This window comes from Lysinibacillus sp. NPDC092081 (genome assembly GCF_044755845.1).
GTDB lineage: Bacteria > Bacillota > Bacilli > Bacillales_A > Planococcaceae > Lysinibacillus.
Genome location: NZ_JBIVRU010000022.1, coordinates 1 through 22,831 on the forward strand (window position 1 = coordinate 1; position 22,831 = coordinate 22,831).

Consider the following 22,831-nt stretch of genomic DNA (forward strand, 5'->3'; position numbering starts at 1 on the left):
GGCAAAATTAAAAATGAGTCCGGTGCAATACCGAACTCATTTTACCCGAGCTGCCTAATGAAATAACCGTGTCTAACTTTTAGGGGTCACTTCATCTGCCCTTCAGCAGTCACAAGGTTTCATCCACGTTTAAGAGAGTATACGTCGAGTTTACAACGTACACAAACAGTGAGGGAAATTGGACAAACTGAATGGCAAGAACTTGTTTACACGTTTGTTTGTCATTATCCATCACCCTCTTCCTTCATTTTTTTCTAATATATAGGAGAAATACAAAAAAAGTCAATTGACCAAATATTTTTTAAGCTCCTAAATTTAGCAGATGGAATATTAAATCTATGCGTTGTAGCCATTGTACCTTCTAGTAAATCTTTTATTTGCGAGTCCTGAATAATTCTTTTCTTGTATTCACTTTTTTAATGTTTGAGCTCTTCGACCATACTCGAAAGCTTCATGAGCGTTTTCCAATTACGGACAGTTGCTGGAATTTCAAGCTTTTTTAGATTATTACCGAGTTTGGAGTTTCGAATGCTGTCATAAAATAAAAGATACACATCTCTGCCATTTATGACACTAAGTTCTCTTTCATTTGTAAAAGATAAAAACAGGTTACTATTAACCTTCGAAGGTGCTGTCGGCAACAAAGCCACATGCAAACATTCCCCTTTACATGAGTTGTCCGCTTCTGAAATCTCCTGATCTGAAAAAGGAGGTTGACTAACAATCAGTTGTATTTCTTCTGCTGTCCTTATGACAACAACACTAGAGATCCCAAAATCCTCTTTAATTTTATTGTGAATTTTCGTTTGCAAAAGCTCCTCAGTTTCATCTGATTCAAAAAGGATGTTGCCACTTTGGATATACGTCTTTACATTATGTAATCCTAATTGCTCAAGAGAACCTCTTAATTCTGCCATGATGATTTTATTATGCCCGCCTACATTAATTCCTCTAAGTAATGCAATATATATGGTCATACAATCCCGCCTTTCCATTTACATTTTATTTACTAATAATAGTTACATCCTTATATTGCTGCAAAGGCTTATCCTCTAGAAAATCGATTATCATTTCATTAAAAATATCTCTGCGCATCGTACTTAATGGATCGAATGCATTTTTGAATAATGCTAGTTTTGCATTTTGAATATGGTTGAAAATAGTTCGGGATCCTTTCCCTTCATCAACACCTGTTATCACTTTTCCTTCGCCACCCATTACAAGCGTTGGTGACTTTATCCTATGCAATTGATCTGTATGAGTTGGAAATGGTGATTTTTTCATTGCAAGTAGCATCTTCTTATCAATCGAAAATGACTCTCTTAATATCCGTTGTGTATATAGATCCTCCTTATAAAATTTCATCATGATATTTATAATTACTCGGTACGGAAGCAGACTAAATATAAAATTTGATACCGACAATACCCAGCTTGCCGCAATTGTGGGCATCTCACTATAACTATTGGAGATCACGAGCTTATCTACGTAAGTTGGGTATTTTATTACAAGTAGAGTAGCCAATTGGCCTCCTTGCGAAACACCGACAACATGAATTTTGCTAATTCCAAGTACATCTAAAAAACTTTTTATATCCTCCACAATGATATGATGATCATATTTATTATTAGGGAATTCCTTTGTCGTATCACCATGTCCTCTATAATCAGGCATAATCATTTGATAGCTTGAAGAAAATGCTTCAAATTGAGGCTCCCACATTTTCCATGATGCTCCGCTGCCGTGTAAAAATAATATGGGCGTCCCTTGACCTTTAATTTCGTAATGGATTGTGATACTGTTCGCATTAACTTTTGGCATAAAGTCTCCTCCTACTTTGTATTACTATCCTTTCTCTCTTCCCACTGAACTAAAATTTGCTTTGTCTGTTGGATAACAAATTCAAAAAACTCGATACTCTCATCGATCGTTGATACAGCTCGTTCCTCAAGAACTAAATTTTTTGCTCTACGCAAATATTGTGCCATCATTGCCCCTTGTGCAATGCTCGTATGCAAAGTCGATGTCCATGCGTCTGAATGCAGTTGGTAGAAATTTCGCTTGCTACCGGTAATCCCTACTTTACGAAATAAAGAAATTTGAACACCTTGTCGAACGGACAATGATGCCATACCTTTGCTAATTTGCAAGTCGTTCACCATGTCATCGAGTGACTTTGGAGTACCTGATATCAACAAATATCCCCATATCTTTCCAAGTGTCCTTGCACCACCTGAGGATTCTATGTAAGTTCCAAAATCCTCTATTAATTCCTTCTGCTGATCGTTTAACAAAGTGTTTTCCATATAGTACACCTCTTTACATTTAATGCGTTTAATATATATTAAACTTAATGAACGCAATTTGCAATATTTGGTATAACACACAATAATCCCCGACCTAATTTTCCGTATCTCTGCACTCGGATTAATGAAGTAAAACCTACAACTTAACAACAAATGTCAGTGTTTAATGAACTGGTTATTGCGTTTAACTAAAAAGGAAAGACTATGGCAGCGATTAAGCTTACCAAAAACGTGCATACTTTTTCTTATAATCAAATTTTGTACATATATTAGACCCCTTAGTAGCTTTAGTTGCGCAAAATCTATTCTATTTAAGGTTTTCTTATGATTGAAGATAATGTTAAATGACAAAAAAGAAAAGCACCCATCAATGAGTGCCTTTACATACTTTTTCTTATCTATACGAATCATGTGTAGGTTGAAACAAGTCTTCTTCTGTATTTCTAACAATAGAAAAATGTTCGACATTGTAATGACCATGCAGTGTATGATTATGATGCTTGATAATATGTTCTGCACTTAAAACATCACTATCCGCTGTTGAATGCCCATCACCTACTAACGTGACATCCAAACCACTAATAGTCGCAGTTCTTACTGCACTATCGATACAGTACTGCGTCGAGCAGCCCATCACAACAACATGTTTAATATCTTGAGATTGTAAATGATTTAGCAGTTCAGTCCCATGGAAACAATTCGATGCTTTTTTATCGAAAATCTTCGCTTCATTCGGTACATTAATGCCATTATGAATATCGAATCCTTCCCCTTTACCTTCAGCTACATCGAGATCCCTTACAAACACGACTGGAACATTGGATTTTATTGCTTTGTCAATAACTAAATTGATATTTCTAATAAGCTGTTCTCTATTAAAAACAGCTCTTTCTATCTCGTTGCCATCGATTAAATCTTGCTGAGCATCAATAATAAGTAATGCTTGATTCAAATAATTTTCCCCTTTCAATATGAGGAAACACTATATAATATTTTAGTTAGACGGTTTCCCCTTTTTGTTTATCACGCTAACATAATTTTTACTCATAATATCTACACCCTAAATGAAATTGTCATTTAAGATTAATTAATTCTATCATATTTTCCCATAAACGGTAGCAGATGAAATGAAACAATTCACTAATTTTTCACACTATTACAATCTTTAAGTATATAATCCATACATTGAATAGTGTCATCGATGCGTTGTTTTTTCGAATTACAATAGCGTATATTGGAACCTTCTCGTATACTTATGGCTTCGTTAATAATATTGTGAAACTCTTCTGGCAAATGAAGTATTGCATATTTACAAGCATCTACTTTTGAAACAATCTCGTATTCTTTAAGTGTATAAAATTGTCGTAACATCCCTGTAATTGACCACTCTACTTCTGAATCAACTAAGTTATTTGGTATTAAAAATGCTTTATATTTTTTTATTTTTTTCAATCTGTTCGACCAATAACTGTTCATATTTTCTAATACATAATCACCAAGCACTCTTTCATCTACAAAGAAGCTATATGTAGCTACATCCCTGCCTAAAATGGTAATCCCTTTGTTTTTTAAAATCCACCAAGTAATTGGGTTGATACTATCATTCCCCCAATTTGTTTTGCCTTCGTTGACGTTTAAACAACCTTTTACCTCACTCTGTTTCTTGCCAATATCCTCAACAAGTAAATAACATCCATCCATCCCTGTATCCTTGTATTTTCGATTTAATTCTTTGTGAAGAGCGGATATTACTTTCACATCTTCATCGGTTAAGGATCTATTGATAACTGCAATAAAGTCGATATCACTAGAACCGTTTATGTAAGCGTTAAGAGCAATTGAACCATGTAAATAGAACCCTTCAAGCGTATTCGGTAGTTTATTTTGAAATAGGGTTATATAGTCATTTAAAATTTTTTGAACCGGAATAGGAACTCTAGAATCCATAAAATCTCTCCTTTTAATCAAATCAATATAATATTAACAAAATAAGCACTATATTTTCCATTATTGATAAAAAAAGTTCATTATCGAAAATAAAGGATACAATTTGTTAAAACGTATGTGAGCTTTAAAATAAGGTTTGATCAAAAATACCTCGCAACCCGATATTTTACGTTAAATAAAAAAACGTTTTGAAAAAAGATTGATCAAAACGGATTCATTCCATTTGAAGGTTTAACGCTCTTCCAATGAATTATTACTAGTCAGCTTTTTTATCCAGTTTTATTTATACAAGGGAATATTTAAAAGTAACTAATAATATTGTTTCGATATCTTGCTGTTATATTCAATTCTTGGCTTTTTTAGAAAATAATCAGTTATAGTGAGGTTGTCAAATAGTAAGGGTAACAAAATCAACCAAATAGGAGAGCTCGAATGGAAAATATAATTAGAAAACAAATCTTTGAACTCATCGATACAGACTATCAGAAGTTTTCGGCCGCACTTATACCTACTATTAACAATGTATTAGGTGTTCGGCTGCCAGAGCTTCGTAAAATAGCTAAAAAAATTGTAAAGGGTGACTGGCACGCTTACCTTGAAACTGCGAAAGATGAATATTTTGAGGAAATCATGCTGCAAGGTATGGTCATTGGCTATGTTAAGACGGATATTGAAGAACTCCTGTTTTATGTGGCTTCGTTCGTGCCAAAAATTGATAATTGGTCGGTATGTGACAGCTTTTGTACAGGTCTTAAATCTACAAAGGAAAATAAAGAGCGTGTATGGGAGTTTTTACAGCCCTACCTGTCTTCTAAGAAAGAATATGAGATACGATTTGGAGTGGTTATGCTCCTGAACTATTATATCGAGACCGAATATATCGAAAGGGTGCTCAACCTCCTTGATCGTGTAAAGCATGAAGGGTTTTATGCCAAAATGACGGTTGCGTGGGCTGTCTCTATCTGTTATGTGAAACTTCCCGATTCAACAATGGAATATTTAAGAAACAACACGCTCGATGATTTTACATATAATAAAGCCTTGCAAAAAATTACGGAATCTAATCGTGTGGATAAAGAAACAAAAAGTCTTATCCGCAGTATGAAACGGAGATAGGGAGAAGTAAAGAGGTTAATGAAATTGAAGCAACATGAAAAATAAGTTTGCATGATTTTGTCATGCGTTTTATACATTTTCATTGTCCCTCTTATCTTTTCTTTTTCTTCCATCGTGCATATTTTTCAGGCATGCAAACTGCACATGGCCTAAAACTTGCTGATATAGCCATCTGTTCATCGGCAAAAAACACGCGATGTTTAACGTATCCACCTTTTGCTATAGCTCTAAGCGCTGAGGGACAATCTAATCTTCCGTATAATTTACTCGGTCGATATCCACCAAAAATACCAGGTGTATCACTTTGATACGGATGCATATCGGCACCTAACAGGGTAAATGTCTTTTTTCTATTTTCAGCACTTTTCTCATTATCTTTACACATGCAATCACTTCCTATTTTTTTACGGCTCAAACCCAGCCTGGCTCACATAAACGTGATTTTCCGGAAAGATTTCAATAAATCGGTTATATACTTTTTTAATTACATGTGGTCCATACCATTCTTCTAAACCAAGTTGGGCATATTTTTTCTCAATACCAAGTTTTCTTGTGCGTTTTCCACCGCTGCCATCGCCCATGAAGTAGTCATCAATACATATCCGATCGACGAATGGCTTCAATTTCACAGGAAAATATTCCCCACTCGGTAAGATAGGGGCTATAGCAGCTTGGGTCGGTATCCCAGCAGCTGCTAATTTTTCCAATGTCTTAAAGCGCGCCTGGATTGGGGGTGCCATTGGAGTAAAATGTTTACGTATCGTTTCCGAATCTGTCTCAATAGTCATACTTACTCGAACTTTATCTTTAAATTGTTGCAGCAAATCGATATCTCGACTTACAAGTGGGCTTCTAGTCTGTACTAATAGGAAGTCTGGGGGATCTTCTACCATAACTTCTAGTAAAGATCGCGTCACTTTTTCCTCATGCTCTATTGGTTGATACGGGTCTGTACTTGATGACATAAAAATGGTTACATTCCCTTTGGCTTTGGCGCGATGGAGCTCCTTTTTTAATAAATTCGCAGCTCCGTTTTTCACATCGACCCAATTTCCCCATTCCCCTTCTCGAAAAAGAGATACAGGCATTTCGCGTACATAACAATAGGAACACCCAAACGAACAGCCTGTATATGGATTTAGTGAATGAGTATAGCCAGAAAGAAAGCCAGTCCCTTTATTCAGAATGGTTTTCGGATTTTTATAGAATAATTCATTTTTCATGACGAAACCCCCATTCATTGTACGGCAATAATTACTCATTGCTAGATGAAGCTCGCTTTTCTAGATCCAGGAGTAGTGTCTTCATTTCTAATCCGCCCCGATAGCCAGTTAATGAGCCATTCTTTCCTATTACACGATGGCACGGTACAGTAATTAATACCGGATTAGCCCCAATAGCCGCGCCTATAGCACGAACAGCTGCTGGTTTATTGATATCATTTGCAATGTCGGAATAGGATTTCGTCTGTCCATATGGAATTTCACAAAGTGCATTCCAGACTGCTAGCTGAAATTGCGTACCTACGTACTCAAAAGGAACAGTAAAGGTTTTCCGCTTTCCTTCTAGATACTGAGTGATTTCAACGACATAGGGTTCAAGCTTTTCATCAGCTTCAACAAGCGGACTTCCTGGAAAACGTTTCTTAGCCCATTCGAACAATTCCTCGAATGGATTGTTCTGTGAACCTACAAACACAAGCCCCTTTGAAGTTGAAGCAATATAAAAATGCCAATCCTTAAACTTTAGTAAAGACCAATAAAGGGTTGGTTTATTCTTTGTTTCCATTGTACTTTTCCTCCATTTTTCTCATTTGACGAAATTGTGCTGGTGTTTGACCAGTTTTCTTTTTAAATAAAGTAATAAAATAAGGCACGTTAGCCATACCCACACATATGGCGATATCTCCAATCGCTTTATTCGTCTGAATCAAATACTTTTTAGCCTCGTGTACTCTAACTTGTTGTATATACTCAACCGGCGTAATGCCTTTAATCTTTTTAAATGTTCGATGCATATGATACGGACTCCCATGACAAATATTTGCTAATGATTCTAGCGTTAATTTTTCTGTGAAATTTTTATCAATGTATTCAGTAATTAAATCAACCCACTCGCTATCAGGCAGATTTTCATTAGTGGGTTTGCAACGTTTACAAGGGCGAAAATTTGCGCGGAGAGCTTGTTCTGCGTTTGAAAAAATGCATACATTTTCTTTTTTCGGAACGCGAGATTTACAGGATGGTTTACAAAATATCCCTGTCGACTTTACAGCGTAGAAAAATTGATTATTGTACGCTGTGTCATTATTTAGTATTGCTTGCCACTTTTCATCTGTTATCATCTCTACATCATTCGAAATTCTATGATTATGGCTCTCTTTATGTCCGTTATTGATACTATCCGGCATTTATCTCACCTCTTTTTACAATATACTACCTCTAAATTCAGAATGTATAGTTCTGGGAATGGAATAGCAAGATATTGAAGTTTAATTTTTATCCCGCATTAACGGGCTGTATGACTCCCACCTCAAAACTTAGAGAAATCGGAGAAGTTTAGGTGGGAGATGAACAGCCCGTTAATGCCCAATTGGTTTAACTAATGATCAGTGGGGGATGAAGAGACCCCCCACTGATCAAAGTTTCACTTTATTTAGAATCGTGAAAAATGATTCCAAGACCGTATCGTTCTCCAGAAGTAATCGTGCTTACTCCGTGACGAACCGTATTTTTATAATATCCTTTTTTCCCTAGAACAGGTCTATGGTTCGTAGGAAAAATCAGCGCACTGCCTTGTTCTAAAGTAATGACATGTCCCCTACTCTGAGCACGAGGAATTTGTTCCATTAATAGAGATTCTCCACCGCAAAAGTCTTTATCTCGTTGATTTAATACAAATACTACTTGAACCGGGAAAAATATGTCTCCATATAAATCTTGATGCAAACAATTAAACCCGCCTGTTTCATATTTTAATAGTAAAGGTGTCGGTCTAGTTTGTTCATATTCTTCACAGGTGTTCAAAAAATCTGGAAGATGAGCTGGAAACTGTTCTGTTTTCTTTAAATAACCCAACCATCGATTGGCTGTTTTGGCCAATTCTAGATAGAAGGACTCTCTTAAGCTTTGGATGATTTCAGGTAATGGATAGGAAAAATATTTGTACTCCCCATTCCCAAAGCGATATCTCGTCATATTGATTGTCGTTCTGTATGACTCTTCCTCACAATACGATTCTATGAAGAATTCACATTCCTCTTTTGTTAAAATCGCTGGAAGCTTTGCAAATCCTTGCTCATCTAATTCATTTTGAATGGAATCCCAATTTAAGTTTTCGACACGTGTTTTTATATCTTGGACCATTTTTATCCACTCCTATTTAGCATTCGATAACTAACACTATAACCTCATAATTAGAAAAAAATAAGGTGTTTAGAATGTAATAGCAAGATAACAAAATTAGGTAAGATTATTATGTGATAAAGTAAAATTACAATAGAAAATCGTAATAAGTGAGGAGAATGAAAAAGTGACATGGCATGAAATCAATGATGATATTGTCATTACATTACCTGATAATTTCGACATGAATGCAAACCTAGGCTATCTAACAAGGAAAAAAAATGAATGCATGTATGAAATAGAGAACGATATCATTACAAAAGTTATAGCCATTGGGGAAATTCGGTCCTTAGTTCAGGTAAGCGTAATCAATAATAAACAAATGGTTGTTCAATTCCTAAATGATTCTAGACCTATTGAAAAGTGGCAACGAGAAGAGATTGTAAAATATATTTATGAATGGTTTGATCTTGATAACGATTTAACGCCATTTTATGAAATGGCAAAAGCAGACCCATTACTTAAAATGCCTGCCCAAAAATTTTATGGATTGCGAGTTGTCGGCATTCCCGATTTATTTGAAGCTTTATGTTGGGGAGTTTTAGGGCAACAAATTAACTTAGCATTCGCATACTCCTTAAAGAGGCAATTTGTAGAAGGATTTGGCGATTCTATCGAATGGAATGGTAAAAAGTATTGGGTGTTCCCATCGTACGAACGAATTGCACGATTAACACCTAACGACCTAGCAGATATTAAAATGACGGTAAAAAAAAGTGAATATATCATTGGAATTGCCAAATTAATGGCAAGTGGAGAATTATCGAGGGAAAAATTAATGAAAATGAACTTTAAAGATGCTGAAAAAAACTTAATTAAAATACGAGGAATCGGTCCTTGGACAGCCAATTATGTTCTAATGCGCTGCCTCAGGTTCCAAACAGCTTTCCCAATCGATGATGTGGGTCTAATTAATTCGATAAAAATATTACGTAATATGGACCGAAAGCCTAGGAAAGATGAAATCTTAGAAATATCGTCTCCATGGAAAAACTGGGAATCATACGCTACCTTTTATTTATGGCGTGTCCTTTACTGAATAATTACAACTTAAATCGGTATGTACTCAATAAAAAGAGAATGAACTTTAAAACCTAATCCCTGTAGTTTTGTAATAATGTTTGATTATTAATGATATTAACCTTGATATGCACAAAAAACATCTGTTACCCCGACGCCCCCTGGAAAGCGCTAAGTCGGAACGGAAATCAACCCTACGTTATGATGAAGACCTAATAATGAACTGACAGTTGGATTTCCCAGCGCTGTTGTTGTATTGGAGTATTTTTTAAAATTCATTGGGTATTCTAGGGGTTAGATAAGGAGTGGGAGAATTTGTACACAGGTTATATACAAGTAGTTATTCAAACGATTATTTCTTTTTTTGTTCTTCTGACACTTACGAGGTTTTTAGGTAAAAAACAACTAAGTCACTTAACCTTCTTTAACTACGTAACTGGTATTACAATTGGTTCAATGGCAGCTAATATGGTAGTTTTAAAAACATTGGTATACACAAAATTTTTAGTAAGCTTAATTGTTTGGTGTTCGCTTACTACTTTAATTAGTTACATCGCTCTAAAATCCGGAAAAGCAAGAACATTACTTGATGGACAACCGACAATCGTTATTAAAAAAGGAAAAATAGATAGAAAAGCTTTAGCAAACACTAAAATTAATATTGATGATCTAACAATGATGATTAGACAGTATCAAGTTTTTTCAATTACAGAAATTGACTATGCTATTTTAGAACCGAATGGCATGCTTAGTATTCTGAAAAAGCCTGAATTTCAAAGCACCCAAAAGATTGATTTCAACATCTATCCTTCGTCTCCGGCTTTTATCCCTATTGAAATCATCACTGATGGGAAGCTATTGAAACGAAATTTATTGGAAGTTGGAAAAAGTAAAGAATGGTTGGATAGCGAATTAAAAAAAGCAAATATACAATCAATCGAAGAAGTTTTCTATGCAGAAATTCAACCGAACGGTAAAATATTTATCCAAAAATTTGATTAAGGAGATTCCTTTATCTAGTTGCTTCTCAGCACTAAAAACTTGACAAAAAAAGTTATTTATGCAATAATTTACTTTTATAATATTTATCTGTAAAATAGGATTCTCCTGGCCAGGGGAATCCTATTTTTTTTGAAGGAGTGTATTTGTATGAATAAAGGTGAATCCAGTTTAACTTCATTAATCTCGGCTTTTAGTAGAGCTTATCATAGTCAATTTGATACCCCTAAAATTTTTGATGACTACTTAGCAAAAGAGTTAATCACAAAAAAAGAATTCCATGACATTCAAACAAATATGGTTCAAGGTATCCATTTTTTTAACAAAGAAATCGCAGAACAATTAAATGGACAAACTGAAGAGCTATTAAAATGGATTGCGCAAACTCAACTCTCCCCTACACCCTTGGCACGTGCAGCATATTGTGAAAAAGTTTTACTGAATGAAGTCATGCTAGGGTTACAGCAATATGTCATAATCGGAGCAGGGTTAGATACGTTTAGCTTAAGACATCCGGAATTTGAAAACATTTTAGAAATCTTTGAAATTGATCACCCTGCAACACAGGAATTTAAAAAGAAAAGATTGTCTGAAGTTAATTTAAAGCTTCCGAGTAATGTACATTTCGTTTCGATGGATTTTACAAAGAAGTTTTCATCACAAAATTTATTGGATAGCGGCTTTGACAATAAAAAAACTTTCTTTAGTCTATTAGGTGTTTCCTATTATTTAACGAAAGAGGAAACTTCAAGCTTACTTGATCATTTGTTTGCCAATGTACCATTAGGAAGTTCCATCGTATTAGATTATGCAGATGAAAAACTATTTAAAGAAAAAGGAATTTCAAATCGAGTAGATAACATGGTGAAAATGGCTGCAGCAAGTGGTGAACCGATGAAATCGTGTTTTACTTATGAAGAAATGGAAAAAATGTTAGAAAACTCAGGCCTGCTTATTTATGAACATCTATCGCCAGATACAATTAATGAGCTTTATTTTGACAATCGAAATGATTATTTAACAGCCTTTGAAACGATTCACTACGTTCATGCTGTGAAAAAATAATTAATATTTGGAGGATCAAATGAAATTTTACCAATTGTCTAAAGAAAATGGCAAAAACATAACACAGTTTAAGTCAAATTTTATTATGTCTCCCATTATTAACACGGAAGCATCGGCTAGTATCGGGTGCATGTATTTAGAAGAAAACGGGGTTATTGGCTATCATCAAGCTGTAGTTCCCCAACTGCTCTTAATTTTAGAAGGCGAAGGATATGTAAGAAATGAACAGGAGCAATATTTTCAAGTCCTCCCTGGAGATGCAGTTTTTTGGGAAAAGGGCGAATGGCATGAAACAAAAACGGATAAAGGATTAACAGGGATCGTGATAGAATCTGAACAATTAAATCCTGCAGCTTTTATGCCTATAAAATGACTTATTAATATTTTTAAACTATTTCTCAGGCAATTAACTATGCAAGAATAACATCGTATCATATTTTAGTAATGTAAGATGGTTTAGTCTTACACCTCCGAGGCTTGTTACTAAGGGTCACTTATAATATTAAGTGACCCTCTATAAATATACTATTAAGAAAATAGTGTTTCTATATAGTTTATTGACAAAATCTTAGTGTATTTCCGTCTGGATCACACAAAATGAAAGAATTTTCCGACGCCAAAATAATTGTCTGGGAAATTTAGTGGAATCGGAATAAATATGGCTTCTACTCCTTTCAATACTTATTTTCCATCCTCGTATTTTTCTTTAAAAGCAGGACTCAGCTCACTCCACACATCAAATTTATTTCCGTCTAAATCATAAAAAACAAAATTTCTTCCCGCATGTCCCCTATTTTCAACTTCTCCAACTCTAATTCCTTTACCGATAAAAATTTTATGAATAGTCTTTAATGCACTTAATCCATCAACCTCAAAGGTTATCGAAAAATGTTCTTTCCCATAGCAATCAATGAAATTTGAGCTTTGATTGTTTATCGATCTAACAAGAAAAATACTTTGATTGGCAACATTAAGAATAGCCTTATCACTATCTTGATAACTGCATTCTGCTCCCAACTTACTTACATACCATTCACATGACCGTTCTACATTGCTAACTGGAATATAAATAGTTCCTATTCTTATTAACGTTTCACTCATCCAATCGCCACCTAATTTCGAGCTCTGGTCATTTGATTTTTACTTTTATCATTATTGGTCACTATACTTGAATGTTTTCAAGGAAATGACAAGTGTCAAAGCTAGACATCCCAATAAAAGGAGTAAAGATTCTCCCCATGTACTAAAATTATTTAGAAATGCGGCTTTAATTCCATTTAAAAACCATTCAAATGGATTTACTAGACTAATCATTTGTATAAGGTTTGGTGCCTTTTCCATTGTAAAAAATGCATTACTACAAAGTAGCATTGGTATCATCAGTATATTTGCAGTCATACTTAGATGTCCCTCGTTTTTCACGAGACTTGAAATAAAAAAGCTTAAAAAGACAAAACTTAATGAAGCTATAAGAATAATCGGTGTCATATATAAGAGAATATTAAAAGAAAAATATAGTTGATTGATCACGATAGCGAATAAAAGCACGATATAAGATAAAATAATCGCTACTATAGCCCATGCACTAGCAATACTGACGATATATTTCCATAAAGGCAGTGGTGTAGCGTGAAGCAAATTATAAACGCCTCTTTTTCTTTGCGATAACGCTATAAAAGCAGTGGTCATAAATGAATAGAAAAATACACTAACGGCAATGATTCCTTCTACATAACTTCCTGCATAGCTCGGTAAAAATATCCTTAACGCAATAATCGCAGCAAATGGCATTATTATTGACCAAAAGAGTAAATACATATCCTTTATGCTAGATTTCAAATTCAATACGAATATAGCCTTCATTTTCTCGCTCCTTACTTCGTTAATTCAAAAAATAATTCTTCTAAATTTTGAGTTTGATAGTGCTCCATTAAACCATCAGGCGAGCCACTTGCCATTATTTTCCCACAATGCATAATCAACACTCTGTCAGCTACATTCATTACCTCCAACATATCGTGGGAAGAAAATAAAACTGTAACGCCGGTATCTTTTAAACGTTTCATGATCTGTTGAATTTCTCTTTGGCCTCTAGGATCCAATCCAGCAGAAGGTTCATCCAAAATTACTAATTTAGGATGATGCAAAGTTGTCACGATAATTGCTAGCCGTTTTTGCTGTCCTAATGACAATTTGATAGCAGGCGTTTTTTTGACCTGCAATAAATCAAAAGCGGCAAGTTTTTCATCAATTTCATTTTTAGTTAGCGAAATTCCATAGAATGCCCCGAATAATTTCACATTATCCTCTACAGAATAACCTTCGAAAAAAGGGGTTGATTGAAGCTGCGTACCTATTTCCTTTTTGTAATCAGATGTCCAGTACTCAATCGTTCCACTGTCCTGCGGAATGATGCCAAGAAGTATACCAATAGTTGTTGTTTTCCCAGCACCATTTGAACCCACTAAAGCTACAATCTCACCTTCTTGAATGTCAACATTTATATGATCAACGACACACCTAGCTTTATAACTTTTCGTTAATTGACTAGCACTAATGAGCTTTTTCATATTTTCTCTCCTTACTCAATTTTGTATATTCAATGTTGAATATATAGTTATTTTTTAACTCCCTCATTCGAGAGAGTTACTTTTTTTCATAATTTCAATAGCTTGAAGGACAAATTTTGATTGTACTTTTACAATTTCTAGCATATTATCAAATGCTAGTTGTGTTAATGCTGGTAGTTCTCCTTGCATAGCAATTAATTTCGCCTCAAAGCCAGCGTTGATAGCCTTTTCTTCTTGTTCCAAAATTATTTTCTGCTTTTCTAGTGCTTCCACAGCTTTAGATTTTGGCAGTTTAAATGCAAAGGATACACCAGAATACAAAGTTGTAGGATACACTACAGAGGATTTTTCAAGCGCCTCGATAATTAATTCTTGCTCATGCGCCCTGCCCTTTTCAGTTATTTGGTAAATTGCTTTTTGTCTATGACCCGTGGATTCAATACTAGCCACCTCTATATAGCCATCTTTTTCAAGTTTCTTTAAAGCATTATAGATAGAGCCGATTAGTACTCCACCCCATCGTTCTGCGTCACTTAATTCAAGCATTACTTTAATATCATAGCCAGTCATTGGTTTTAGTCCCAACATAGCAAGAACTAATAGCCTTGTCATAATAATCACCTTTTTATATTCAACGTTGAATAAATCGACTATAACAATTCTGCATTTTTTTGTCAATAGGCTCTTAAATTATTATTGGAATGTTGTAAAAAAATAAAATATACTACAATAAAGTATTTTATGATAAAATATATGATATTGCGCCATCAAAGGGGCATGAACCAATTTAGGCTGTAGCAAATTTATTTGCTACAGTTTTTTTTCTTTTAAATAATAAATCCGACATTAGAAAATTAGAATGGGTATGCACTCTTGCATTCCCCATTTTCTAATTATTTTTTTTGCAATTTAATTTAATGATTCACTAAGATTGTTACTAACTGGCCAGGTGTTTTGTATAAATTCATTAAACGTTAGAATATTCGGTTCATCTGAGCGAACTTTTAAATTAATGGCTGATGTAATGATAGATTCTGAAACATGTTGGAGAATGCTGATCGAACCGTCTTGTATTTCATTCTCAATAGCATTTTGACCTAAAATCGCATAGCCTGTTCCGTTCAACACGGCACGCTTGATCATCTCATCGCTCCCACCAACCATAATAGTGGACTGAGGTTGAAAATCGGCTTTTTTGAAGTATTGTTCTATGATATTACTGAAACTACAATGATAGTCATAGGAGATAAAGGTATCTTCTCTTAGAATTTCATGAAAACTTCTTTCTTTACTAATTCCAGAAGAAGCAACTAAAAAAGCCTTTTCCTCTTCTAAAAAAGTTTTACTAATATCGACATCATTACACTCATTCGCAATAATAGCAATATCTGCTACTTGGTCTCTTACACTTTTAATAGCATGTACACTATTTAGTGGTAGAAGACTTATTTTCACAGTCGGGTATATTTCCAAATAATCTTTTATAATCGATGAAAGATGTTGAGTACAATAATATTCTGAAGCAGCAATAGTCAGAATGCCAGAAGGTCCATGTAGTTCTTCCATGTCTTTTTCTATCTTATCAATAAAGATAAATAAGCTATCGACATGGTCTTTTAGCTTTTTTCCAGCAGCTGTTAGAAGAGTCTTTTTACCAACTCTTGTTAATAGAGTGTGATTCAGTCCTTTTTCTAAAGACTGTATTTGCAGCGTTATAGTAGGCTGTGTATACCCTAATCTTTTGGCAGCCTTTGTGATATTTAATTCTTCTGCGACCACTTGAAAGGTTTTCAAATTCCTTAGTTCCATTTAATCACCGTCTACTTTCCCCTTATTCCCACATAATAACCAAAGATATATTTCCATTATAAAGTAATAATTACCCTTCTTCCATTTAAGAAATTTTGAGTGTTATGCAAGGTCGAATTAGATGTTTTTTATTTCTATCCTGCTTTATCAACTATTTTTTAACTATTAAAATTTCTTATGGTATGCATTTGACGTTTTTTCTGAATTAAGGGAAAATTCTTTCAACACCAATGAAATGGGGATGAATTTATGATTGATTGGAAAAACATTAATGAAGAAGGTTTACTAGCACCCACAATGGCGAAGGATTTTCCGAATCTGCAGGTAGTAAAATCGGAGGGATTATTTTATATAGGAGTCGACGGTAGAAAGTATCTAGACTTTACTTCTGGTATTGCTACAGAGAATACAGGTCATAGACATCCAAAGGTCATTACAGCTATTAAAAATCAAGTTGATCATTTAGTTCATGGTCCTATCGGTATTATAAATTACGATTCAATTATTCTATTAGCTAAGAAATTGAGAGAGATTTTACCAGACCCATTAGATTGTTTTTTCTTTGGAAATAGCGGAGCAGAAGCAATTGAAGGTGCAGTAAAATTAGCAAGACATGTAACTAGGAGACCTTACGTTGTTTCTTTCCTTGGAGGATTCCATGGAAGAACGATGGGAGCGTTAAGTCTTACTACATCAAAAAGTAAATATAGAAGGAATTTACCGGTTGGAGCAAACATGACCTATCAATTACCATATGCTCAATTAACGGAAACACCTGAGGGTTTAAATCATGATGAATATTGGTCAGAACATGTTGAAAAAGATTTTGAACGTTTATTTAATCATCAAGTATCTCCAGATGAAGTGGCAGCTGTTATTTTAGAACCTGTTCTAGGAGAAGGCGGTTATGTGATCCCTCCAACAGCATGGTTACAAAAAATAAGAGAAATCTGTGACCGATACGGAATTTTATTAATCTTTGATGAAGTTCAGACTGGTTTTGGTCGAACTGGTGGCTGGTTTGCGGCAAATCGATTTGGTGTGACACCAGATATTATGGCAATTGCAAAGGGAATTGCAAGTGGCTTGCCTCTTAGCGCAACAGTAGCCTCACGGGAGTTAATGGAACAATGGACCATTGGTAGTCATAGTACTACATTCGGCGGAAACCCTGTTGCATGTGCAGCCGCATGCGCTACAATCGACGTTTTAGAAGATGAAGGTTTAGTGGAAAATGCTAGAATATTAGGTGACTATGCATTAAATAAATTAATACACTTAAAAGAAAAACATCACACGATCGGAAATGTTCGTGGAATTGGTTTGATGCTAGGAATTGAAATTATTCATCCTGAAACCCGAGAACCAAATGGTAAAGGGTTAATGACCATCCTGGAGAAGTGTCTGCACAAAGGGGTTATTTACTATTTGAGCGGTAATAAGGGAGAGGTAATTCGAATGATGCCTCCATTAAATATAGATAAAGAACATTTAGACTTAGGAATTTCCTTGCTTGACGAAGCGATTACCGAATACGAATTAGAATTAAGTTTCGGGGGTGTATAAATGAATATACTGGATACTTTTGTTCTTCTTCTATATTTCGGTGTCTTAATGATTATCGGAATAATAGGCGTTAAAAAAGCGAAATCTGAAAAAGATTTTGTCCTCGCAGGAAGTCGTCTAGGGTACTACAGTCATGTCGGTTGTTTAGCAGCTGTTATTATTGGTGGTGCGGCTACTATGGGTTCCACGACATTAGGTTATAATTTCGGGGTTTCTGGTCTTTGGTTTGTTTCGATGATGGGCTTTGGTATAGCTGCCTTGGGTCTTTTCGTCGTTAATAAAATTGGCGGTTATGAGGTATTTACTATTAGTCAGTTACTCGGAAAGCGCTTTGGAGAAGGAACTCAACTTATTAGTGCGATTGTTACAGCCATTTATACCCTTATGGTCGTGGTAACACAAGTAATTGGTATGGGAAATGTTATTCACGTGTTACTGGGCTGGTCCCTTATTCCTTCTATGATTATTGGCGGAGGGATCGTGCTCTTTTATACAATCTTAGGAGGAATGTGGAGTATTACCTTAACCGATATTATACAATTTATAGTAATGACTATCGGTGTATTTTTTATTATGTTCCCCTTTAGCGTAAGCAGCGTCGGAGGTTTAACAGCCCTATTTAGTAGTGTGCCAGAAACGCATCTTAGCCTTACAAATATCGGCTGGGGTCGTATCTTCCAATACTTTTTATTGTACTTCTTTGGTTTAATGGTTTCTCAAGACATCTGGCAGCGTGTATTTACAGCAAGAAATCAAAAAGTAGCGAAAAGCAGTGCCATATCGGCCGGTCTATACAGTGTTTTTTATGGTTTAGTACTAAGTATTGTGGGGATGTGCGCACTTGTGTTATTGCCAAATCTAGGGGACTCTCAATCAGCGTTTACTAGTCTTGCATTAGAAATTCTCCCACCAGGCTTGTTAGGGCTTGTTCTTGCTAGTGTTTGTTCTGCACTTATGTCAAATGCTTCAGGAGCTATCTTTGCCTCTGCAACCCTAATCACTAACGATATTATTAAGGTATATGTAAAAAAAGATATGACTGATAAAGATATCATCAATACATCGCGAATTGTTATTCTTGGCTTAGGTGTGTTAGCAATCATTTTCTCAGTATGGATTCAAAACATACTAGTAGCATTAGATATGGCCTATGCAATTTTATCAGGTGCTATCTTCGTACCTCTCATTATCGGTCTTTATTGGAAGCGTGTAACAAGTAAAGCTGCTTTCTATTCTATTATTGCTAGTTCACTAGTTATCTTTATTTCATTTATAATTTTTGGAATTACTTCTACACTACCGATTATTTATGGTTTAATTACTGGACTCGTCGTTATTGTTGGTTTCACACTTATTATTCCCGAAAATAACATTGAAGTGAACAAGGAAAATACGACAATTTAATCAATAATTTAGTATGAGCTGCACTCCTATTGTTAGACACAACTAACAATTGGAGATGCAGTTTTTATCTTATCTAGAACGTATATCTTCATTTTGTTTCTTCGTCCTATCGAGACCTTTTAATATGTTAATTCATGAATTTGCTGTGATTAGGTAAAGCAATCTGCTCAAATTCAGTCGCTAATTTATGCAAATTTCTTGTAAGTTCTTCCCCCTTCATTGGTAGTCCATGGCCTGTAATAGCAACTGAAGGTTGTAGTGCTTCTAATTTTTTTACGGAATCCCATGCAGCTTGCCAATCTGTCGTGAAATATCGTGGCGGCCCACTAATTTCCTTCTTTTGCAGCAACACTTTGTAAAGCGACTCTTGTTTAACCGTAACAAATGCATCTCCAACAATTAACGCTCGATCCTCTTCGCGAAATAAAGATATATGCCCTGGCGTATGACCCGGCGTATGAATCCAACGAAAACCTTGCATAAATGGAATACTGCCATCGGACGGGAGCGCCTCAACGTTGTTTCCTAAGTTCATAGCTTCATTCGGGAAAATTGCTGAAAATTTTGCTATTAAGCCCCCATTTACAACAGGATCAGGTTCAGGATAATTTTTTTTACCGGTTAAATAAGGTAATTCTAAAGGATGAGCATAAACCGGCATACCCCAATGTTCAATTAGATCAATTATCGCCCCAACATGATCAAAGTGACCATTCGTCAAAATTAATGCTTTAGGTCGACTATTTGATCCAAACCTCTTCTCGGCTATTGAAATAATTTCCTTTGCACTTTTTGGCATACCTGCATCAACTAATACAAACTCTCTCTTATGAGGTTCACCGTAGAGTACGATATTAACAATTTGAATTGTATGTTGGTATAAATCAGGCAATACTTCTACACCATCTCCACTCCAAATTGATGTTGCTGGAATATATTTAAAATCGCTACCATAATTCATATCTTTATGCATGGAAAACCCTTCTTCCTTCATTGAATTGTAGACAATCATATTTTTCCTATATACAGTAAAAATAAAGCAGGTAAAAAATGGATTTTAATTAAAACAAAAAACCTGCTAGATATTAGCTACTGTCTTAGCTAATATCTAGCAGGCATATTTATTGACGAACAGCTTCAAATGTAATTAATGAATGCTCTTTTGAAGGCTTCTTGTTATAAACATATTCAGCGGAGCAAGTAATATCAGAAAAACCTATGTTTGTTAATATAAGCTTGAATTCTTCTATTCCGTACCATCTTAACGGAAATCTTTGTAACTCTGTATCAATTAATTTACCATTTCGCCATTTTTCATATTTTAAAACGGTTAGCGTATATTGTTCGATCCAGTTCATTTCAACGGCTTTTCTTTCTATTGCAATTCCCTCCTCCTGCGAAATTTCATAGTAGGATGAAGTAATTTCCCCTGTTCGCCAGTCTGTAGGTAAAAGCATGTCTACAATTAGGCGGCCTCCAGGGATCAAATGATTATACATACATGTTAATGCATCCATCGCATCTTTTGAATTCTCGATTAAACAGAACGAACCTGTCGGCATAACAATCGCTTCATATTTTGAGTCTAATGAAAAATTGCTCAAGTTACCTTCATATAGATTTGGCTTGAATCCTCTTTCTTTACAATGTTTTCGGCATGAATCTAACATTTCAGGTGAGTAGTCGATCCCCTCAACATCATATCCATTTTCAAGTAAAGGGATTAAGAAGCGTCCAGAGCCAACTCCTGCTTCAAGTACTCTTCCCTTAGTTCCTTTTAATCGTTCAAGATAATATTCAATATCTCCACCAATAGAATATCCAACTGGTTTTGTCAAATCATAAAGTTCTGTACATAAAGGTCCGTAATTACTATACATGTCAATTCCTCCGATTTCGTGCAGAAGTATCTATTATTCTTATTTCTTCCACACCTTATATTTGTTTGTTGGAAAAATAGAGCTGACTATCATCATAAATCACTCGCTTTCTGTATAATATAGTAAAATTATACATATTAAAGGGATATAGTGCAATTTATATTTCAATCTTCAATATAGCGTGTGCTTGAATTCCGTTCCGACTGGGCGTTTTCCTGGAGTCACCCCGTCTTCACTCCAATCAACTTTTACATATAGCATATTTTATTATCCCAACTCTTAATGATAAGTCCATTTTTATATGCTTAGAGTAATTTATTTAAAGATCCCCATTCTATAAATGGATTTGTTTTTAATCAACTCTACAATATAATGTAATAAATTACCAAAAATATTTTATTCTATCTTTAATAGAGAGGAATTATGGTAAGGATTCAAAACTCAATTGAATATTGCCTCTTCAACTTAAAGGGGAAAAAATAAGGAGAGATTACGATGAATATCGAAAAAGTGTTTGCAGAGTTCCCATTATTAAGCTCCGGAAATTTAGTGCTTAAAAAAATTGAAGATGTACATTTACAGGAAGTATTTACGATCTATGATAATGAAAAAGTCTTTGAATATTGTGGGTTAATCCCAAAACATAATATCCAAACAGTAGGTAAAATGATTGGTCATTTTGACAGGGATTATCGGAAGAAAAACAGAGTTAAATGGGGCATTTTTCAAAAGTCGCATAGCGATCAATTAGTAGGCATTATAGAAGCAATGGATTTTAACCAAAAAGTGAATATGGTGACGATTGGTTACTTTTTAGCAGAAGACTATTGGGGAAAGGGCCTTGCATCCGATGCGGTTAACCTACTTGTCAAATTTTTATTTGATGAAGTTAATATAAATCGCATACAAACCGAAGTAATGCCATTAAATGAGGCATCTAAAAAAGTTCTCCTGAAAAATGGTTTTTTAAAAGAAGGGCTATTAAGACAAGCTACGTTCTGGTCTGGTAAAGGTGTTGTAGATTTAGAAATATATGGCTTGCTTAAAGATGAGTACAAGGTGAACTAAATAATTAGGTATTCTTTCGTCAATGGTGCATACACACATAATTCTTTCGGACATCATTTATGAGATAATGAATTAATATCAACAACCGAAAGAGTGATTCTATTGACTAATGAGCATAAATCTATCAACTTACAATACCGCAACATGCGAATAGCTTATTTGATAGCTATTGTTATTACGATTTTATTAGGACTATCCTCCAGAAAATGGAGTGCCCTACTCCCATCATTTATAGCGCAGAACGCAGGGGACATGCTATGGGCTATGATGGTCTATATCGGATTTCGATTGTTGCTAGTACGTAAGAGTACCCTCACAGCTATTTGGCTCAGTTTTTTGTTTAGCTTTGGCATTGAATTTAGTCAATTGTATCAGGAAGACTGGATTAATCAGATTCGTGGGACAACGCTCGGAGCTTTGATACTTGGCAAAGGTTTTTTAGTAGAGGATTTGGTTCGATATACAGTAGGGATCATAATCGCTACTGTATTAGATAAGATGGCACTTAAGTTCACTTCTCGAAGTTAGATCAATAATTATCAATCAGTTTCTTTGACATAAGTTCCGCTCATATTCATTATAAAAAAATCACCCTATAAGAGGGACTTTTTTAGTGACTATCTTATAGGGTTCATTATATTTAATATAGGATTTTGATCAAACTTTATTTGAAATTA

26 protein-coding genes are annotated in these 22,831 nt (G+C 34.9%); 9 read left to right on the forward strand and 17 right to left on the reverse strand.

The features are described 5' to 3' along the window. Window positions 1–416: 416 nt before the first annotated feature. The 5 genes from ACIQLB_RS21250 to ACIQLB_RS21270 form a co-directional block, all read right to left on the reverse strand. Entirely contained in the window at window positions 417–977 is a 561-nt protein-coding gene (locus ACIQLB_RS21250; protein ID WP_400730456.1) for a DUF1697 domain-containing protein, read from the reverse strand. Between the two features lie 25 nt (window positions 978–1,002). Continuing rightward, window positions 1,003–1,821: an alpha/beta fold hydrolase gene (locus ACIQLB_RS21255; RefSeq protein ID WP_400730458.1), complete on the reverse strand. Its 819-nt coding sequence runs from the start codon at window positions 1,819–1,821 to the stop codon at window positions 1,003–1,005. Between the two features lie 11 nt (window positions 1,822–1,832). Continuing rightward, a complete protein-coding gene (locus ACIQLB_RS21260; RefSeq protein WP_400730460.1) occupies window positions 1,833–2,306 on the reverse strand; it encodes a GbsR/MarR family transcriptional regulator in 474 nt (157 codons plus the stop codon). A gap of 394 nt (window positions 2,307–2,700) precedes the next feature. Beyond that, entirely contained in the window at window positions 2,701–3,258 is a 558-nt protein-coding gene (locus ACIQLB_RS21265) for a cysteine hydrolase family protein (RefSeq protein ID WP_400730462.1), read from the reverse strand. 188 nt (window positions 3,259–3,446) lie between these two features. Beyond that, the gene (locus tag ACIQLB_RS21270; RefSeq protein WP_400730464.1) at window positions 3,447–4,253 is read right to left on the reverse strand and encodes an aminoglycoside adenylyltransferase domain-containing protein; all 807 of its coding nucleotides are present in this window, start codon (window positions 4,251–4,253) and stop codon (window positions 3,447–3,449) included. Between the two features lie 432 nt (window positions 4,254–4,685). Between ACIQLB_RS21270 and ACIQLB_RS21275 the strand changes: the two genes are divergently transcribed. Then, window positions 4,686–5,369 carry a DNA alkylation repair protein gene (locus tag ACIQLB_RS21275; RefSeq protein WP_400730466.1) on the forward strand — a complete coding sequence of 228 codons (684 nt, stop codon included), beginning with the start codon at window positions 4,686–4,688 and terminating at the stop codon, window positions 5,367–5,369. 91 nt (window positions 5,370–5,460) lie between these two features. Here ACIQLB_RS21275 and ACIQLB_RS21280 read toward each other — a convergent pair whose 3' ends face one another. From ACIQLB_RS21280 to ACIQLB_RS21300, 5 genes are all read right to left on the reverse strand, one after another. Beyond that, window positions 5,461–5,754, reverse strand: a complete 294-nt coding sequence (locus ACIQLB_RS21280; protein WP_400730468.1) for an Ada metal-binding domain-containing protein — start codon at window positions 5,752–5,754, stop codon at window positions 5,461–5,463. Between the two features lie 19 nt (window positions 5,755–5,773). Further along, window positions 5,774–6,592: an SPL family radical SAM protein gene (locus ACIQLB_RS21285; RefSeq protein WP_400730470.1), complete on the reverse strand. Its 819-nt coding sequence runs from the start codon at window positions 6,590–6,592 to the stop codon at window positions 5,774–5,776. 31 nt (window positions 6,593–6,623) lie between these two features. Next, window positions 6,624–7,157 carry a methylated-DNA--[protein]-cysteine S-methyltransferase gene (adaB, locus tag ACIQLB_RS21290; protein ID WP_400730473.1) on the reverse strand — a complete coding sequence of 178 codons (534 nt, stop codon included), beginning with the start codon at window positions 7,155–7,157 and terminating at the stop codon, window positions 6,624–6,626. After that, the gene (locus ACIQLB_RS21295) at window positions 7,141–7,779 is read right to left on the reverse strand and encodes a bifunctional transcriptional activator/DNA repair enzyme AdaA (protein WP_400730474.1); all 639 of its coding nucleotides are present in this window, start codon (window positions 7,777–7,779) and stop codon (window positions 7,141–7,143) included. Before ACIQLB_RS21295 ends, adaB begins: the two co-directional genes overlap by 17 nt. Window positions 7,780–8,020: 241 nt before the next feature. Continuing rightward, window positions 8,021–8,734 (reverse strand): 2OG-Fe(II) oxygenase, encoded by a 714-nt coding sequence (locus ACIQLB_RS21300; protein ID WP_400730475.1) that lies wholly within the window; start codon window positions 8,732–8,734, stop codon window positions 8,021–8,023. A 166-nt stretch (window positions 8,735–8,900) separates the two neighbouring features. On the opposite strand from ACIQLB_RS21300, the gene ACIQLB_RS21305 reads away from it, so the two are divergent. The 4 genes from ACIQLB_RS21305 to ACIQLB_RS21320 all read left to right on the forward strand — a co-directional run bounded on the left by ACIQLB_RS21305 (window position 8,901) and on the right by ACIQLB_RS21320 (window position 12,230). Then, window positions 8,901–9,812 (forward strand): DNA glycosylase, encoded by a 912-nt coding sequence (locus tag ACIQLB_RS21305; protein WP_400730477.1) that lies wholly within the window; start codon window positions 8,901–8,903, stop codon window positions 9,810–9,812. A gap of 296 nt (window positions 9,813–10,108) precedes the next feature. Beyond that, on the forward strand, window positions 10,109–10,795 hold the full coding sequence (locus tag ACIQLB_RS21310) for a DUF421 domain-containing protein (RefSeq protein WP_400730479.1): 687 nt from the start codon (window positions 10,109–10,111) through the stop codon (window positions 10,793–10,795). Between the two features lie 147 nt (window positions 10,796–10,942). Then, window positions 10,943–11,857, forward strand: a complete 915-nt coding sequence (locus ACIQLB_RS21315; protein WP_400730481.1) for a class I SAM-dependent methyltransferase — start codon at window positions 10,943–10,945, stop codon at window positions 11,855–11,857. 19 nt (window positions 11,858–11,876) lie between these two features. Continuing rightward, window positions 11,877–12,230 (forward strand): cupin domain-containing protein, encoded by a 354-nt coding sequence (locus ACIQLB_RS21320; RefSeq protein ID WP_400730482.1) that lies wholly within the window; start codon window positions 11,877–11,879, stop codon window positions 12,228–12,230. 308 nt (window positions 12,231–12,538) lie between these two features. Here the strand turns inward: ACIQLB_RS21320 and ACIQLB_RS21325 are convergent, their stop codons facing one another. The 5 genes from ACIQLB_RS21325 to ACIQLB_RS21345 form a co-directional block, all read right to left on the reverse strand. Further along, window positions 12,539–12,958: a VOC family protein gene (locus tag ACIQLB_RS21325; RefSeq protein WP_400730484.1), complete on the reverse strand. Its 420-nt coding sequence runs from the start codon at window positions 12,956–12,958 to the stop codon at window positions 12,539–12,541. Between the two features lie 51 nt (window positions 12,959–13,009). After that, window positions 13,010–13,720: an ABC transporter permease gene (locus ACIQLB_RS21330; protein ID WP_400730485.1), complete on the reverse strand. Its 711-nt coding sequence runs from the start codon at window positions 13,718–13,720 to the stop codon at window positions 13,010–13,012. A gap of 11 nt (window positions 13,721–13,731) precedes the next feature. Next, on the reverse strand, window positions 13,732–14,427 hold the full coding sequence (locus ACIQLB_RS21335; protein ID WP_400730487.1) for an ABC transporter ATP-binding protein: 696 nt from the start codon (window positions 14,425–14,427) through the stop codon (window positions 13,732–13,734). 63 nt (window positions 14,428–14,490) lie between these two features. Next, on the reverse strand, window positions 14,491–15,039 hold the full coding sequence (locus ACIQLB_RS21340) for a PadR family transcriptional regulator (protein WP_400730489.1): 549 nt from the start codon (window positions 15,037–15,039) through the stop codon (window positions 14,491–14,493). Between the two features lie 297 nt (window positions 15,040–15,336). Beyond that, on the reverse strand, window positions 15,337–16,221 hold the full coding sequence (locus ACIQLB_RS21345) for a LysR family transcriptional regulator (protein WP_400730490.1): 885 nt from the start codon (window positions 16,219–16,221) through the stop codon (window positions 15,337–15,339). A 264-nt stretch (window positions 16,222–16,485) separates the two neighbouring features. Here ACIQLB_RS21345 and ACIQLB_RS21350 point away from each other — a divergent pair, with 264 nt between their 5' ends. Then, window positions 16,486–17,802 (forward strand): aspartate aminotransferase family protein, encoded by a 1,317-nt coding sequence (locus ACIQLB_RS21350; protein WP_400730492.1) that lies wholly within the window; start codon window positions 16,486–16,488, stop codon window positions 17,800–17,802. Continuing rightward, on the forward strand, window positions 17,803–19,206 hold the full coding sequence (locus ACIQLB_RS21355) for a sodium:solute symporter family protein (RefSeq protein WP_400730493.1): 1,404 nt from the start codon (window positions 17,803–17,805) through the stop codon (window positions 19,204–19,206). A 127-nt stretch (window positions 19,207–19,333) separates the two neighbouring features. Here the strand turns inward: ACIQLB_RS21355 and ACIQLB_RS21360 are convergent, their stop codons facing one another. Next, complete coding sequence (locus ACIQLB_RS21360) at window positions 19,334–20,179, reverse strand: MBL fold metallo-hydrolase (protein WP_400730495.1); 846 nt, start codon at window positions 20,177–20,179, stop codon at window positions 19,334–19,336. Window positions 20,180–20,327: 148 nt separating this feature from the next. Continuing rightward, entirely contained in the window at window positions 20,328–21,086 is a 759-nt protein-coding gene (locus ACIQLB_RS21365) for a class I SAM-dependent methyltransferase (RefSeq protein ID WP_400730497.1), read from the reverse strand. Window positions 21,087–21,581: 495 nt separating this feature from the next. Here ACIQLB_RS21365 and ACIQLB_RS21370 point away from each other — a divergent pair, with 495 nt between their 5' ends. Then, window positions 21,582–22,154 (forward strand): GNAT family N-acetyltransferase, encoded by a 573-nt coding sequence (locus ACIQLB_RS21370; RefSeq protein ID WP_400730499.1) that lies wholly within the window; start codon window positions 21,582–21,584, stop codon window positions 22,152–22,154. Between the two features lie 93 nt (window positions 22,155–22,247). Beyond that, complete coding sequence (locus ACIQLB_RS21375) at window positions 22,248–22,682, forward strand: ribosomal maturation YjgA family protein (protein ID WP_400730501.1); 435 nt, start codon at window positions 22,248–22,250, stop codon at window positions 22,680–22,682. Window positions 22,683–22,831: the final 149 nt, after the last annotated feature.

What these genes read in the sequence shown, in the direction of transcription:
- ACIQLB_RS21250 (WP_400730456.1), bottom strand. Translation starts at nt 977, where the DNA reads ATGACCATATATATTGCATTACTTAGAGGAATTAATGTAGGCGGGCAT.
- ACIQLB_RS21255 (WP_400730458.1), bottom strand. Translation starts at nt 1,821, where the DNA reads ATGCCAAAAGTTAATGCGAACAGTATCACAATCCATTACGAAATTAAA.
- ACIQLB_RS21260 (WP_400730460.1), bottom strand. Translation starts at nt 2,306, where the DNA reads ATGGAAAACACTTTGTTAAACGATCAGCAGAAGGAATTAATAGAGGAT.
- ACIQLB_RS21270 (WP_400730464.1), bottom strand. Translation starts at nt 4,253, where the DNA reads ATGGATTCTAGAGTTCCTATTCCGGTTCAAAAAATTTTAAATGACTAT.
- ACIQLB_RS21275 (WP_400730466.1), top strand. Translation starts at nt 4,686, where the DNA reads ATGGAAAATATAATTAGAAAACAAATCTTTGAACTCATCGATACAGAC.
- ACIQLB_RS21280 (WP_400730468.1), bottom strand. Translation starts at nt 5,754, where the DNA reads ATGTGTAAAGATAATGAGAAAAGTGCTGAAAATAGAAAAAAGACATTT.
- ACIQLB_RS21285 (WP_400730470.1), bottom strand. Translation starts at nt 6,592, where the DNA reads ATGAAAAATGAATTATTCTATAAAAATCCGAAAACCATTCTGAATAAA.
- adaB (WP_400730473.1), bottom strand. Translation starts at nt 7,157, where the DNA reads ATGGAAACAAAGAATAAACCAACCCTTTATTGGTCTTTACTAAAGTTT.
- ACIQLB_RS21295 (WP_400730474.1), bottom strand. Translation starts at nt 7,779, where the DNA reads ATGCCGGATAGTATCAATAACGGACATAAAGAGAGCCATAATCATAGA.
- ACIQLB_RS21300 (WP_400730475.1), bottom strand. Translation starts at nt 8,734, where the DNA reads ATGGTCCAAGATATAAAAACACGTGTCGAAAACTTAAATTGGGATTCC.
- ACIQLB_RS21315 (WP_400730481.1), top strand. Translation starts at nt 10,943, where the DNA reads ATGAATAAAGGTGAATCCAGTTTAACTTCATTAATCTCGGCTTTTAGT.
- ACIQLB_RS21320 (WP_400730482.1), top strand. Translation starts at nt 11,877, where the DNA reads ATGAAATTTTACCAATTGTCTAAAGAAAATGGCAAAAACATAACACAG.
- ACIQLB_RS21325 (WP_400730484.1), bottom strand. Translation starts at nt 12,958, where the DNA reads ATGAGTGAAACGTTAATAAGAATAGGAACTATTTATATTCCAGTTAGC.
- ACIQLB_RS21330 (WP_400730485.1), bottom strand. Translation starts at nt 13,720, where the DNA reads ATGAAGGCTATATTCGTATTGAATTTGAAATCTAGCATAAAGGATATG.
- ACIQLB_RS21335 (WP_400730487.1), bottom strand. Translation starts at nt 14,427, where the DNA reads ATGAAAAAGCTCATTAGTGCTAGTCAATTAACGAAAAGTTATAAAGCT.
- ACIQLB_RS21340 (WP_400730489.1), bottom strand. Translation starts at nt 15,039, where the DNA reads ATGACAAGGCTATTAGTTCTTGCTATGTTGGGACTAAAACCAATGACT.
- ACIQLB_RS21350 (WP_400730492.1), top strand. Translation starts at nt 16,486, where the DNA reads ATGATTGATTGGAAAAACATTAATGAAGAAGGTTTACTAGCACCCACA.
- ACIQLB_RS21355 (WP_400730493.1), top strand. Translation starts at nt 17,803, where the DNA reads ATGAATATACTGGATACTTTTGTTCTTCTTCTATATTTCGGTGTCTTA.
- ACIQLB_RS21360 (WP_400730495.1), bottom strand. Translation starts at nt 20,179, where the DNA reads ATGCATAAAGATATGAATTATGGTAGCGATTTTAAATATATTCCAGCA.
- ACIQLB_RS21365 (WP_400730497.1), bottom strand. Translation starts at nt 21,086, where the DNA reads ATGTATAGTAATTACGGACCTTTATGTACAGAACTTTATGATTTGACA.
- ACIQLB_RS21370 (WP_400730499.1), top strand. Translation starts at nt 21,582, where the DNA reads ATGAATATCGAAAAAGTGTTTGCAGAGTTCCCATTATTAAGCTCCGGA.